We start from the raw sequence: 12,440 nt of genomic DNA, 5'->3' as shown, positions 1-12,440 counted from the left end.
GCCCCGGCGGGTTCAGGCCGTCAGGTCGATCAGGATCTTCAGATGGCTGCCCGCGGGATCGAGCAGCGCATCGAACCCCTCGGCCACCGCGCTGGACAGGGGCACGGTGCGGGTGACGATCCTGCCCGCCGGAATGCGGCCGGATGCGATGAGGCGCATCACCCGCGGCCAGTCGAAGGTGTCGTAGCACCAGGACCCCCGGATCTCCATGTCCTTGAAGGTGACGGTGAACCAGTCGACCGCCGCTTCGCCCGGATGAATCCCCAGTTGCACCACGACCCCGCGCTTGCGCACCGCATCCACGCAGGCGTTCAGCGCCGCGCCGTTGCCCACGCATTCGATGGCCACGTCGCAGCCCACGCCCCCTTCGGTCGCCGCGCGGACGCGGGCGGCCACATCATCGGTGCGGGGGTTGAGGGTGATCGCCTCCGGCATCAGCCGGCGGGCGATGGCCAGCCGCGTGTCGTTCACGTCAGAGATGAACAGTTGCGCCGCCCCGGCCGCCCGCGCGGCGAACAGCGTCAGAAGGCCGATGGGCCCGGCCCCGGTGATCAGCACCGAATCCCCCGCCCGCAACCCGGATTTGTCCACCGCCCTGACCGCCACGGCGGTCGGCTCGACCAGCGCCGCATCCTCGTCGCTCAGGTCGTCGGGCATTTTCTCGACGTTGTAGCCGTTCAGAAGCGCGGCTTCGGCCATGCCGCCGCCGATCCAGCTGAGCCCGGCGATCGACAGGTTTTCAGACATCTGGAACATCGCCCGGTCGGCGTAGTAGTCGCCGCTGCGGGGCATGATATGGGGCATCACCGCCACCCGGTCGCCGGGCTTCACATGCCGGACGTCGCGGCCGACCTTCGTCACCACGCCGCCGAATTCATGGCCCAGCACCTGCGGCACCCCGCCGCCGGAGGCATTCTGGATCTCTTTCGGGATGAAGATCGGGCCATAGGTGTATTCGTGCAGGTCCGTGCCGCAGATGCCGCAGAAACGGTTCCGGATCACCACCTGGTCGGGGCCCGGCTCTGCGGGGTCGTCGATCTCTTCCAGGCGCAGGTCGCGCGCCGCGTGGAACCTCAGGGCCTTCATTCCATCCTCCCTCTTGCAGGTCCCGCGTCGGGACCGGCGGTTGTGGGCAAGCCTGCGGCACAGCATCCCGCCCGATCAACTGTCTCTCGTGAGACTGCGGCGTGCGGTCAGGCTGGCGCATTTGCTCCACTGTTTCGGGGTCGGACGGGGGGCTATCCCGAAAGGGAAGAAGGGCGGCGACGAAAGACGCCCGTCAAATCCAAGGAGCCAGCAGGATGGGCGTGACGATCGGCACCGACCCCCCCGCATTCGCCGAGAAGTTGCGCCAGAGCATGCGGGCCTCTGCCATCAGCGTGTCGCTGATGACCACGCGCGACGAGGATGGCAGCTATCACGGCATGGCCGTCACCAGCGCCAATTCCCTGTCGATGGATCCGCCCTCGATGATGGTGGCGATCAACCGCACGGCATCGTCGCATCCGGTGCTGATGCGCAGCCGGACGTTCTGCCTCAACATGATCCACAACGGCCAGATGGAGATGCTGGACCTGTTCTGCCACAGCCGGATGCGGGCGGCGCGGTTCGCCTCGCCGGAATGGCGGCCGGGCCTGCGCGGCCTGCCCTATCTGGACAGCGCCATCGCCAACCTGTTCTGCCGGATCGACGAAAGCCACGACTACGGCACCCATACGGTGTTCTTCGGCCGGATCGAGGATATCCGCATCTCGCCCCGGCTGGACAGCACCGACCCGCTGATCTGGATCAACGGCGCCCCTGCCCGGTTCGAGGTGGACCCCGGCCTGCACCGCCGGGGCGATGTCGTGACGGCTGGCCGGCGATGACCCCGAGGGAGGACGTTTCCGTGCAGCACGACACCCCGGACAGCCCCGAAGCCCAGGCCCGCGTGGCCGAGGCCATCCGCCAGATCGCGCTTGGCCGCCCGGTGGTGGTGGCCGACGATGCCGACCGCGAAAACGAGGGCGACCTGATCGGCGCCGCCGATGCCATGGGGGAACCGGAGGTCGCCTTCATGGTGCGGCATACGACCGGCATCCTGTGCGTCGCGATCGAGGGCGCGCGGGCCGATGCGCTGGCCCTGCCGCCGATGACCGGCACGAACGAGGATCCGAACGCCACCGCCTACACCATCACCTGCGACGCGCGGGCGACCGGCACCGGCGTGTCCGCCGCCGACCGGCTGCGCACCTTCCGCACGCTGGCCGACCCCGCCGCCGCGGCTTCGGACCTGCGCCGCCCGGGCCATGTCTTTCCCCTGCGCGCACGCCCCGGCGGCGTGCTGGAACGGCCGGGCCATACCGAGGCGGCGGTGGATCTGGCCCGCCTCGCCGGCCGCTTTGCCGCCGGTGTACTGGGCGAACTGGTGAACGACGACGGCAGCATGATGCGCGGGCCGCAGCTGACCGATTTCGCCGCCCGGCACGGGCTGGTCTTCGTGACCGTGGCGGAACTGATCGCCTGGCGCCACCGGCAGGAAGGGGAGGAAAGGCAGGGCATGACCCACGCCGCCTGAACGGTGCGCACCCCGGGCCGGCCGCCATCGTCACAGGACCGGCGCCGGGCGCGTATCGGACGGTTGTCACCTTGGCGCGGGGGTGCCAGTATGACGGCGCGGCGCGGTCGGATCCGGCCCCCATCCGGCGGAGGACCGGGCCCCTTCGGCCCGGCATGTCCGATGCCGGCCGATCCCGTCAGCGGCCCCCGGGCCCGTGGCGGCGTGACCGACGCCGCATTCCCGACAGGGAAGGGGCGGGGGGTGCCAGCGAAAAGAAAGACCGCGTTTTTGCCGTGATGGATTCGTCGGACGGGGAGGTAAGACGAATGAAATCGGAAATCGCAAGGCTTCGCAGCCGCGCGGGCCATGATGCGTCTGCCCCGGCACTGCCCGGGCATGTCGTGGAATCCTGGCAGCGGTGCCTTGAGCGTTACAACCTGATGCCGGACGTAATGCGCCCGGCGGAAATGCTGTCCTACCACGAATTGCAGACCACGCTGGAACGGCACGAGGCCATCGTCCACCTGGCCCTGCCAGAGATCGAGCGCCTGTTCCAGCGCCTGGTGGACAACGAATACCTCGTCTCTGTCGCCTCGCCGCAGGGGGTCAAGCTGCTGTTCCGCTGCGACCACCAGTTCCTGGGCGAGATGAGCGCCTTCGGCGTCCTGCCCGGTTCGATCTGGAGCGAGGAGATGCGGGGCACCAACGGCATCGGCACCTGCCTGAAGATCGGCAAGCCGCTGTCGATCATCGGCGACCAGCATTTCAACGTGAACGTCCATGCGCTGACCTGCACCGTCGCGCCGGTGTTCGGGCAGGGCGGCGCCATCGAAAGCGTGGTGAACGTCACCTCGTCGCGGCCGGTGTCCGACAAGACCGCGCGCCTTGTCCGCGACATCGTGGAACGCGCGGCGCGGCGGATAGAGAACAAGTATTTCGCCCACCGCAACCGGCGGCTGCGCACCCTGTGCCTGTCGCACGAAAGCGATTTCATCGACATCGCGGCCGAGGCGCGGATCGCCATCGACGACAGCGGGCGGATCGTGGACGTGTCCTCGACCGCGCCGCTGCTTCTGGGGCAAAGCCGCGAGGCGCTGGTCGGCGCGGAACTGGGCGCGCTGATGGATTTCAGCCAGCCGCTGGAAGAGGTGCGCGTCGCCCGCACCGAACTGCCCGAACGCGGCGGGCGCGAGATCTTTGCCACGCTGCTGTCCGAACCCGCGGGCGGGGCCGCGCGGCCTGCGGCGCGGCACAGCCCGCAGGCCGCCGCCCCGCCCCCGGCGACGGCCACCACCGCCCCGGCGGATACCGAAAGGCTGCTGTTGAACCAGCACCTGCTGGAACAGCTGGCGCTGGCGGAACGCATGCTGGAAGCCCGGGCCCCGATTCTGGTGCAGGGCGAAACGGGGGTCGGCAAGACCACCTTCGCCCGGCTGCTGGCCCGCCGTAACGGCCGGGGCGAGGGCGATGTCGTGGTGCTGAACTGCGCCGCGCTGACGGGCGCCGACGCCGCGCTCGACCGGCTGTCGGGGCTGTCGAACTTCACCCTCGTCCTCGATCATGTCGAGGAAACGCCGCTGCCGACGCAGGCGCGGCTGTTGCAGCTTCTGTCCGACGACCATGTGCTGAATGTGCGCAACATCGGCCTGCTCAGCATCGCCGGCTGCAATCTGGCGGATCCGGCGCAGTCGGGGCGGCTGCGGGCGGATCTCTATTACCGGCTGAAGGGCACGATCATCGACCTGCCGCCGATCCGCGCCATGCCCAATATCGAGGCGACGATCCACGCCGCCATCGCCGACGAGGCCATGGCGCGCGGCAAGCCCGGGCTGGTGCTGGACGACGACGCGCGGCTGATCCTTGTGAACTACCACTGGCCCGGCAACCTGCGCGAACTGCGTCTGGCCGCCCGGCAGGCCGCCGTGCTGGCGGAAAACGGGCGGATCTCGATCAACCATCTGCCCGAACAGATCGTCAACCAGATCGCGCACAAGAACCTGTCGGCCCGGTCGCAATCCGAAGCCTCGCGGATAGAGGCGGCGTTGCGCCACAACGGCGGCAACGTTTCGGAAACGGCGCGCTATCTGGGAATTTCGCGCGCAACGCTTTACCGCAAGATCCACATCCGCAAGATCCGCATCCCCGAGGGCTGACCCGCCCCGTCACCGATTGCTGACCGGCGCCGCCCGTGCATCGCCGGGCGCCCGGGGCTATGCTGCCGCCGGGCCGAAGCGGAGCGGAGAACGGGAAGATGCGCCTTCTGGTCGTGGAAGACGACGACATGCTGCGCGACGGGCTGACGGTCGGGCTGCGGATGGCGGGCTTTTCGCCCGAGCCGGTCGCCTCGCTTGCCGATGCCCGCGCGGCGCTGGCCGTGGGCGGGTTCGGGGCCATGGTGCTCGACCTGATGTTGCCCGACGGATCGGGGCTCGACCTGCTGCGCGGCCTGCGCGCGGCGGGCGATCCGCTGCCGGTTCTGGTGCTGACCGCCCGCGACGGGCTGGACGACCGCGTCGCGGGGCTGGATTGCGGCGCCGACGATTATCTGGGCAAGCCGTTCGAACTGCCCGAGGTCGCGGCGCGGCTGCGCGCGATCCTGCGCCGGGGGCAGGGACGGGCGGACAACCTGTTCCACTGGAACGGGCTGGCGCTGGATCCCGCGCGGATGTGCGGGGTGATGGCGGGGCGCGAGCTGCGCTTTTCCAACCGCGAGTTCACCATCCTGCTGGCCCTGATCGAACGCCCGGGCGCCGTTCTGGCGAAATCCGTGCTGGAGGATCGGCTTTACGGCTGGCAGGAAGAGGTCGAAAGCAACACGGTCGAGGTGCATGTCCACAAGCTGCGCGCCAAGCTGGGGCCGGGGTTCATCGAAACCGTCCGGGGCGCGGGATACCGCCTTGCCGCCCCCGGGGCGGGGGGGCGGCCATGACGTCGATCCGCGCGCGCCTGTTCGCGATCCTGCTGGCGGCGACCGGCGCTGTCTGGCTTTCGGCCGTGGTCTGGATCCAGCAGTCCACCCGGACCGAGGTCGCCCGCGTGCTGGACCGCCGGTTGCAGGAATCCGCGCAGATGGTGGCCTCGCTGATCGCGCGCAGCGGCGGGATCGTCGCGCCGGATGCGGCGGCGCTTGCCGGTGACGCCCCCGCCCTGCCCGGCGCCGGGCCGCATGTGTTTTCCCGACAGTTGATCTGTCAGGTCTGGGGGTTCGACGGCACGCTGAAAAGCAGGACCGAGGGTGCCCCCGCCGGGCGACTGGCCGACGACGGCACCGGGTTCAGCGAGCGGGCGGTGGGCGGCGAGGTCTGGCGCGTCTACAGCCATGTGGATGCGGATCTGGGGATCCGCGTCATGGTGGGCGACGCGCGGTCCGTCCGCGACGGGCTGGTCGATGGCGTCCTTCTGGGGCTTCTGGCGCCCGCCGTCCTGATCCTGCCGCTTCTGGCGGGGCTGATCTGGCTTGCGGTCCGGGGCGGGCTGCAACCGCTCGACCGGCTGGCCCGCACGCTCGCCGCCCGCCCGGCCGCCGATCTGAGCCCCATCGGCGATGCCGCCGCGGCCAGCGAGTTGCGCCCGATGATCCGGGCGCTGAACGGGCTTTTCCGCCGCGTGGACGCCACGCGCGAACGGGAACGCAACTTCACCGCCTTTGCCGCGCATGAACTGAAAACGCCGCTGGCAGGGCTGAAGACGCAGGCGCAGGTCGCGCTGCTGGCCCCGGACGACGCCACCCGCAACCACGCGCTGGCGCAGATCGCGGGCGGGGTGGACCGCACCGACCGCATGGTGCGCCAGTTGCTCGACATGACCGCGGCGGAAAACGCGGCAGACGGCGGCGCCCCCGTGCAGGACGGCGCCCGGATCCTGTCGGATGTGGCAGAGGGGCTGGCGGGACTGGCGGCGGCGCGCGGCATCACGTTGGACCTGCTGGCGCACCCCGGCGTCTTCAGCACCGACAAGGCGGCCCTGCTGGCCCCCGCCCTGCGCAACCTGCTGGAAAACGCCCTTCACGCCTCGCCCCGGGGCGCGACGGTCGCGGCCCGGCTGACGCGGGGGGACGGCGCGGTGCGGTTCAGCATCCTGGACCGCGGCCCCGGCATCGCCGAGGCGGACCGCCCGCATGTGACCGAACGCTTCTACCGCGGCGCCCGCGGCCCATCGGGCGGCGGCAGCGGGCTGGGCCTGGCCATTGCCGCCGCCGCCATGGCGCGGATGGGCGGCGAACTGCGGCTTTCCCCAAGACCGGGCGGCGGCGAACAGGCCGAACTGATCCTGCCCGCCGATGCGTAACCCCTGCCCGGCGGTTCGACCCCCGGCATGGCCGCAAGGCCATGGAGGACGATCGGCAGGACAGGGCAGCCGGCGATGCGCGGCATTTCCATCATGGCAGGCCCACGGCCCATGCCCGGGCCGCCAGAGGGCGCGCAGACGATGGCCGGCCCCGTTCCGGCCCCGGCGGAAACCCCGTCAGGAACCGTATTTCCCCAGCCCGCCGAAATCGACCCGTTCCAGCACTGCTCGGGCCTCATGGTATCTTTCCGACCAGGCGGTCATCCCCGTACATACGGGGAACAGGCGGCATAGGTCGTAGCCATCGGTTCACCCCCACACACGCGGGAAACACACTTTCTGGAAGCCATTGCGCTACAAGTTCTCAAGCCGGCCACCGGTTTCTCACGGCGTCCGGCGCGGCCTTCGTTACTCTCGCAGGTGGAACGAAACCAGCTTCAGTCCGTCGAAATCGACCGGCATCCGGCGGTTGCGGCCGACGGTCAGGAAGTCGAAGCCCTGATCGGTCGGAGCCTTCCAGATCATCACCGCGTCGCCGCCTTCGATATGGGCCTCGACCTGCTCCCAGATCCGGCTGCGCGTGCGGGCCGCGCAGTCGGGGCGGCGCGTTGTCGACCACGATCACCATCAGCCCCGGTCGGCAGTTTCGGCAGCCGCCATCCGCGCCTCGCGCCGGGCATCGCTGTCGCGCCCCGAAGGCAGCGCGTGAAGGGCATCCATCACCACATCGACCCGCTTGGCCCGGGCGTCGGGCGCGGGCCTGCGCGTGGCATTAGTGCGCAGGACGAAGCCCAGCCCGGCCCGGGCCAGAGCGCCACGGCATGGCGACACCCACGCGATAGTCGCGCAGGGTGAGGGTGGTGTTCGTCTGGCGCCCCGCGCGGGCAATGGCAGCGGGGCGGCTGTCGGGGTTGCGGGCGGCGGCGGTCGGGATGGTCTCGACCGTGTGGCAATCGCGCAAAGGCAAACCATCGTCGATCACGCCCACGGCCATGCGCAGCGCGTCGAGCCGGGCAAAGGCAGCGCCATCGCCGCGCCGGATGCCCATCGCCGCGGCGACCAGCCCGATCACCGCCGACCGCCCGGGCCATGCCAGCGAACCGCGCCACTCATGCTCCGCGAGTTCCCCCATCGCGCCCAGGGCGGCGCAGAGGGTAAAGACCAGATACTCAACCATCCGCCGCCACCGCCGAGGCCGCGAAGGTGGCAATGTCGTTCAGCCTGCCCTGCCCCGCCGCGACATTCGTCACCACAGCCCGCGCGGGGCGCTGTCATAGGCGGCGTCGATCCGGCCGCGCATCGCCTCCAGCACCGTGATCGAGGCGGCCAGCAGAACCTCGCCCCGAACCGGCCGCAGGAAGGCGCCCGTCAGGTCGCGGGGGGCATGGCTGCCGATTTCGGCCAGCACATAGCCGGCGAAGGGATGATGCGCATGGCTGTTCTGCTTGCCCCTGGGCGTGGCGGTGGCGAGCGTCCGGCCAGCGCATCGAGCCCCTTCGCGGCCAGTTCGCGATCCCCGCCGAGGTTCTCGACCAGCAGATCGGTGTTCACGCAGGCATAGAGATAGTAGACGCCCGAACCGAAGGCATGTTCGCCCAGATGCGCCCCGCCGGCATCCTCTTCGCGGATCTTGAGGTCATCGACGGCGGTGAAGAAATCGTCCTCGGACTGCGCGCGATGGGTGGTGATGGCATGGCCGACCTGCACCGCCGCCTCGCGGTTGAAGTCCGGGTTGTCGGCCAGCATCCGGCCGAACATGGCGATATCCACCGCGCCGCTCGCACTGCACAGCACGGTTTTCGCCAGATCCTTGTCCGTCGGCAGCCCCTGCCCCGCCGTCGCCGCGCGCGCCAGATCCAGCGCATGCGCGCGTTCCTTGGGCGAGATGAAGGCCAGCGTGGTGCCTTGGACCAGATCGGGGTTCTTCTTGTCCACCGGCTCGATCCTGCCGAAGACCCCGGCCACAGCCTCGGCAATCTCGCGCGCCTTCGCGGCATCGAGGCCGTCCTTTTCCAGCGCCTTGCGGATCACGTCGCCCAACCGCTTGGTCCGCTCCCACAGCGATCCGGCCAGCGCCTGCTGAAAGGCGTCGGACATGCGCACCGCCCGCTTGATCGACTGGCTGGACAGACGCAGCCGGGGCACGCCGCCATAATGCGCCTCTTTCGGGCGGCCCTGGTCGTCGCGGTTCGGATTCGACGGCGGATAGGCCGTCGGCAGGTGGAATTGCAGAAAGGTGGTCATCCGGTCTCCTCCTCGCCAGCAGCCGGGCGCGGCGGCGCGGCGCCGTAGTAATCGAAACACCAGCGGATCCGGGGTTTCGCGCCCCAGAACAGAATATCCTCGGCCAGCGCCGCCACATTGCAGGCCCGGCCAATCGAGGGCAGGGCGCGGCGCAGGCCCGTCGCCAGTTCCTGACGGTCGCCGGAACGGATCAGGCGCTGAAAGCGCAGGGGCGACAGCGCCTTGGGATCGCCCGCACCGAAGCCTTGCGCGATGCGCCGCCCCTCGTGCCGTTCCACATGCGCCAGCACCTGCGCCAGTGCGGCCAACACCAGCGGGTCGGTGCGCCGGTCGAGGCGGTCTTGCAGTTCGATCACCCGGCCCTCGGCCAGAACGTCGGTGACATGATCCGCCCGGCGCAGCCGTGCCCGCAAGGCGCGGGCGGGGCCGGTATCCTCGTCGGGGCGCAGGTACTGCTTCCACCAGCCAAGGGCGATCTGGCCGGGGGTCTTTGCCGTATCGCTCATGCGGCCTCCTTCCGGCGCGGACGGGGGACGAGGCCGACCTGCACCGCCGCGGTCTCGACGGGCGGGGTGCCGGCCAGCGATCCGCCGACACCGGCCCCGAAAGTCGCCTGCGTCGCGATGAAGAATTCCTCGCGCAGCGCCTCCGGCGCGCTGCCCTCGCCCGCCACGACCTTCAGGGCTCCGCACAGCGCAAGGCCGAAGGCTTCCGCCGACTGGATCATGGCGATGAGGGTCAACCCAACCTCGGCTTCAAGGGGCAGAGGCGGCTGGCGCGACCAGGTGAAATCGCGCGGCTTCATGTTGTCCATCGCGTAGCCGGCCACGATGACGCTGGCCCCCGCCCTATCCCGGGGCAGCACGCGCCGCTCGCAGGTATCCAGACAGCGCGCGCGGCGGCGCAGGTCGGCCTCGTCCGCCGGCATCCCCATCACCACGCCAGCCAGTTGCGATAGCCGAAGGCCCCGGCGCGGGGATGCAAAGGTAGAAGGTCCGCCCCCGCCTTCTGCCGGTAACAGAGGGTCAGCGGGTGTTCCCAGCCGGCGTAATTGACGTCATGGGGCCGCCGGATCACGCCGGTGATCGCGGCATCGCCAACCAGCCGCAACCGGCGCAGCATGCCGAAGAACGCCTCGGCAGGATGGGCCATGTCGGATAGACCTCGGACCCCCTTGCCTCGGACGTGCGGGTCGGGCACATCCAGGGCAGCGCCTTCGGCCCCGTGGTCCGGCCATCGAGGACATTGGCCCAGACCAGATCCCGAAGGCGGCCCGTCCCCGGATCGGCCAGCATCACCATCGGCCCGCCGCCCCGCATCGAGGTGCGGTTGCCCGCCCCGCCAGAGGGCGCATGCGCCTGCAAGGCATAAAGCGCCATCGCCGCCAGCGGCAGGTCGGGTTCGGGATAGCGGTTCCGGCGCACCATCAGGCCGGCATTGTTGCGCGCGGTATTGCCGCCGGCCGAGTCGATGAACAGCATGTCGGACGGGTTCGGCGCACCCGCCAGCGGATCGAGGTCCTGAAGGAAACACGGCCCCGCGCCCGTCAGATTGAAGGCGGGCGCCAGCGGGGCGCGCCTGTCGCGCAACCGCTGCACATCGGGTTTGCGGGCGCGCCAGTCCTGCGCATGGGCGGGCGGATCGGCAAGAAAGACGAGGCCGATCAACAATTCGAGGCAGGCAACGTTCAGATCGGCACGCGGCCAGTCGGGGAAGATGACGCCCGGTTGGGCGATCTGGTCGGGGCGGATGATGCGGAGGCCATCGTCGGAACGGCGCACCGGGACCCAGGGGTCGGTGATGAGATTGAGGGGCATTGCGACCGCCCTGAGAAATCTCGCTGGACCGACCTGACCAGAGGGGTCCCCTCGATATCAATTCCTATATATCCCTTCTCGTGCTTGCCCCTTTCATACGGATCATCCCCGCACAGGCGGCGATCATCCCCAGATCAGGCCCGAGCTTTCCGAGTAAATCAGCCCGTCGCAGATCGCGCCGCCCTCACCCACCGGGCAGACCATCACCGCCGCACGCCGCCAGTCCGGCCAGTCGCGCGTGGCCGCCACGATCTCGGGCGTCTCCTGATCCGGCAGGAGCAGCCGCGTCTTGTCGGCCGACACTTCGGAAAGCCGCCAGAGGTCGGCAGGCGCCCCACTGTCCTGCGCCCTTGGCACGAGCGCCCCGTCGCACCGGCGCGCCATGGTGGGCAGCGTGAAGAACACCCCCCACCCTTGCCCGCCAGCAGCATCCGCTGCGCAAGGACCAGCGCCGCCTCTGTCTTGCCGACCCCGGTTTCATCCTCGATAAAGGCCAACATCGGCCCCTCGGGCAGGGGCGCCGATGCCACCGCCGCCTGCTGCGGGCCGCCGGTCCCGCCAGCCCTGCATCGGGCACATGGCGCGCCGCCGCCCGCGCCAGCGCGAGATAGTCACCGGGGGACAGGCCCGGCGATCTTGCCGGAAACCGGCCGGCATTCGAGCCGATCCAGTCCGCCGCCGTAGTCAGCCCCGCCAGCGATGCATCGGGCCAGAGGTCCGCCAGCGCGGAAACGGCCGGGGATATCCGCCGCCTCTACCCCCGCACCGGCGCGCAGCCGGGGAAAGAAACGCTCCTCCTGTTTCGAGGTGCGCCCATGGTGTCCCGCAGTGGCCGGGATCAGCGCCCGCATCGCCCAAGGGTCTGCCTGCAAACGGCCGGACAGCCGGTCGTCGCCCAGAAGCCACGCCTCGGTCAGTTCCCAGTGCCGCGCAGCCTGCGGCATCCCTGCGCGGATCATCGCCCGGAACCCGGCCCCGATCTTGCCCAGATCATGCAGGGCGATCAGCAGCACGAACGCGGCCTTCCACCCGTCGGGCAAGGGGTTGGTGCGCAGCAGACGTTCGGCAACGGCCGCAACATCGAGCATGTGGTAGAGGGCAGGATGCTCCGGCCCGCCGTCCCGCCCGCTTTTCCCGGGCAAATCCAGCAGATGGGAAGACATGGACCACCGCGCCCGAGGAAAAGGATGCCGTTCGATCCCGGCACCCCATGATGCGATGCCGCCCTTTCACGGGAATGGAAGGGGCAGAGCGAAAGCACGGCCCGCATCCCGTTCATGGCATGCGCCGATCAGGGGGCCGTGCGCCCACTGCGGCAGCATCGAAACCGCGCGCCCCCGCCAGAGAGACCGGTTTACCCGACGGGAAGGGGCGCCGCGCGGCCCGATTGACATTTGAGCGAAGCCGGATCGCTGGCTAGGGTCAGGACCCATTGATCTTGCGGTTGGGGCGTGATTCAGGCTCCGTGAGGAGACTGATCGATGAGCAACCTTTTCTGGCTGACGGAGGCGCAGATGGCACGTCTGGAACCGTTCTTTCCCAAGAGCCATGGC

The 12,440-nt window shown here is 69.8% G+C and carries 14 protein-coding genes and 1 pseudogene; 5 read left to right on the top strand and 10 right to left on the bottom strand.

The annotated features are described in order from the left end of the window. Nucleotides 1-12 precede the first annotated feature (12 nt). Nucleotides 13-1,086, bottom strand: coding sequence for a 2,3-butanediol dehydrogenase (locus tag RGD00_RS12770; protein WP_310457720.1), 1,074 nt, complete (start codon nucleotides 1,084-1,086; stop codon nucleotides 13-15). Between the two features lie 215 nt (nucleotides 1,087-1,301). On the opposite strand from RGD00_RS12770, the gene RGD00_RS12765 reads away from it, so the two are divergent. From RGD00_RS12765 to RGD00_RS12745, 5 genes are all read left to right on the top strand, one after another. Further along, complete coding sequence (locus tag RGD00_RS12765) at nucleotides 1,302-1,868, top strand: flavin reductase family protein (RefSeq protein WP_310457719.1); 567 nt, start codon at nucleotides 1,302-1,304, stop codon at nucleotides 1,866-1,868. A gap of 20 nt (nucleotides 1,869-1,888) precedes the next feature. Further along, a complete protein-coding gene (gene ribB / locus RGD00_RS12760) occupies nucleotides 1,889-2,557 on the top strand; it encodes a 3,4-dihydroxy-2-butanone-4-phosphate synthase (protein WP_310457718.1) in 669 nt (222 codons plus the stop codon). A gap of 308 nt (nucleotides 2,558-2,865) precedes the next feature. Further along, nucleotides 2,866-4,692, top strand: coding sequence for a sigma-54-dependent Fis family transcriptional regulator (locus RGD00_RS12755; RefSeq protein WP_310457717.1), 1,827 nt, complete (start codon nucleotides 2,866-2,868; stop codon nucleotides 4,690-4,692). A gap of 98 nt (nucleotides 4,693-4,790) precedes the next feature. Further along, nucleotides 4,791-5,468 carry a response regulator gene (locus tag RGD00_RS12750; RefSeq protein WP_310457716.1) on the top strand — a complete coding sequence of 226 codons (678 nt, stop codon included), beginning with the start codon at nucleotides 4,791-4,793 and terminating at the stop codon, nucleotides 5,466-5,468. Continuing rightward, complete coding sequence (locus tag RGD00_RS12745) at nucleotides 5,465-6,826, top strand: ATP-binding protein (protein WP_310457715.1); 1,362 nt, start codon at nucleotides 5,465-5,467, stop codon at nucleotides 6,824-6,826. The genes RGD00_RS12750 and RGD00_RS12745 overlap by 4 nt, the downstream gene beginning before the upstream one ends. A 408-nt stretch (nucleotides 6,827-7,234) precedes the next feature. Here RGD00_RS12745 and cas2e read toward each other — a convergent pair whose 3' ends face one another. The 9 genes and pseudogenes from cas2e to RGD00_RS12700 all read right to left on the bottom strand — a co-directional run bounded on the left by cas2e (nucleotide 7,235) and on the right by RGD00_RS12700 (nucleotide 12,050). Beyond that, nucleotides 7,235-7,372: a type I-E CRISPR-associated endoribonuclease Cas2e gene (gene cas2e, locus RGD00_RS12740; protein WP_310457808.1), complete on the bottom strand. Its 138-nt coding sequence runs from the start codon at nucleotides 7,370-7,372 to the stop codon at nucleotides 7,235-7,237. Between the two features lie 226 nt (nucleotides 7,373-7,598). Next, the gene (locus RGD00_RS12735; protein ID WP_310457714.1) at nucleotides 7,599-8,003 is read right to left on the bottom strand and encodes a type I-E CRISPR-associated protein Cas5/CasD; all 405 of its coding nucleotides are present in this window, start codon (nucleotides 8,001-8,003) and stop codon (nucleotides 7,599-7,601) included. A gap of 69 nt (nucleotides 8,004-8,072) precedes the next feature. Continuing rightward, nucleotides 8,073-9,070 (bottom strand): annotated as a pseudogene (cas7e, locus tag RGD00_RS12730) (type I-E CRISPR-associated protein Cas7/Cse4/CasC). Beyond that, the gene (gene casB / locus RGD00_RS12725; protein WP_310457713.1) at nucleotides 9,067-9,576 is read right to left on the bottom strand and encodes a type I-E CRISPR-associated protein Cse2/CasB; all 510 of its coding nucleotides are present in this window, start codon (nucleotides 9,574-9,576) and stop codon (nucleotides 9,067-9,069) included. The pseudogene cas7e and the gene casB overlap by 4 nt, the downstream one beginning before the upstream one ends. Next, nucleotides 9,573-10,004 carry a hypothetical protein gene (locus RGD00_RS12720; RefSeq protein WP_310457712.1) on the bottom strand — a complete coding sequence of 144 codons (432 nt, stop codon included), beginning with the start codon at nucleotides 10,002-10,004 and terminating at the stop codon, nucleotides 9,573-9,575. The genes casB and RGD00_RS12720 overlap by 4 nt, the downstream gene beginning before the upstream one ends. Next, entirely contained in the window at nucleotides 10,004-10,192 is a 189-nt protein-coding gene (locus RGD00_RS12715) for a type I-E CRISPR-associated protein Cse1/CasA (protein ID WP_310457711.1), read from the bottom strand. Before RGD00_RS12715 ends, RGD00_RS12720 begins: the two co-directional genes overlap by 1 nt. Continuing rightward, nucleotides 10,144-10,887, bottom strand: a complete 744-nt coding sequence (casA, locus tag RGD00_RS12710; protein WP_310457710.1) for a type I-E CRISPR-associated protein Cse1/CasA — start codon at nucleotides 10,885-10,887, stop codon at nucleotides 10,144-10,146. The genes RGD00_RS12715 and casA overlap by 49 nt, the downstream gene beginning before the upstream one ends. 123 nt (nucleotides 10,888-11,010) lie before the next feature. Further along, nucleotides 11,011-11,292, bottom strand: coding sequence for a hypothetical protein (locus tag RGD00_RS12705; protein WP_310457709.1), 282 nt, complete (start codon nucleotides 11,290-11,292; stop codon nucleotides 11,011-11,013). Between the two features lie 206 nt (nucleotides 11,293-11,498). Continuing rightward, nucleotides 11,499-12,050, bottom strand: a complete 552-nt coding sequence (locus RGD00_RS12700; protein ID WP_425603415.1) for a CRISPR-associated endonuclease Cas3'' — start codon at nucleotides 12,048-12,050, stop codon at nucleotides 11,499-11,501. Nucleotides 12,051-12,440: the final 390 nt, after the last annotated feature.

It is taken from the genome of Ruixingdingia sedimenti (genome assembly GCF_031432425.1).
In the GTDB taxonomy this organism is placed as follows: Bacteria; Pseudomonadota; Alphaproteobacteria; order Rhodobacterales; family Rhodobacteraceae; genus Ruixingdingia; species Ruixingdingia sedimenti.
This window is presented reverse-complemented; position numbering and strand designations above follow the sequence as displayed.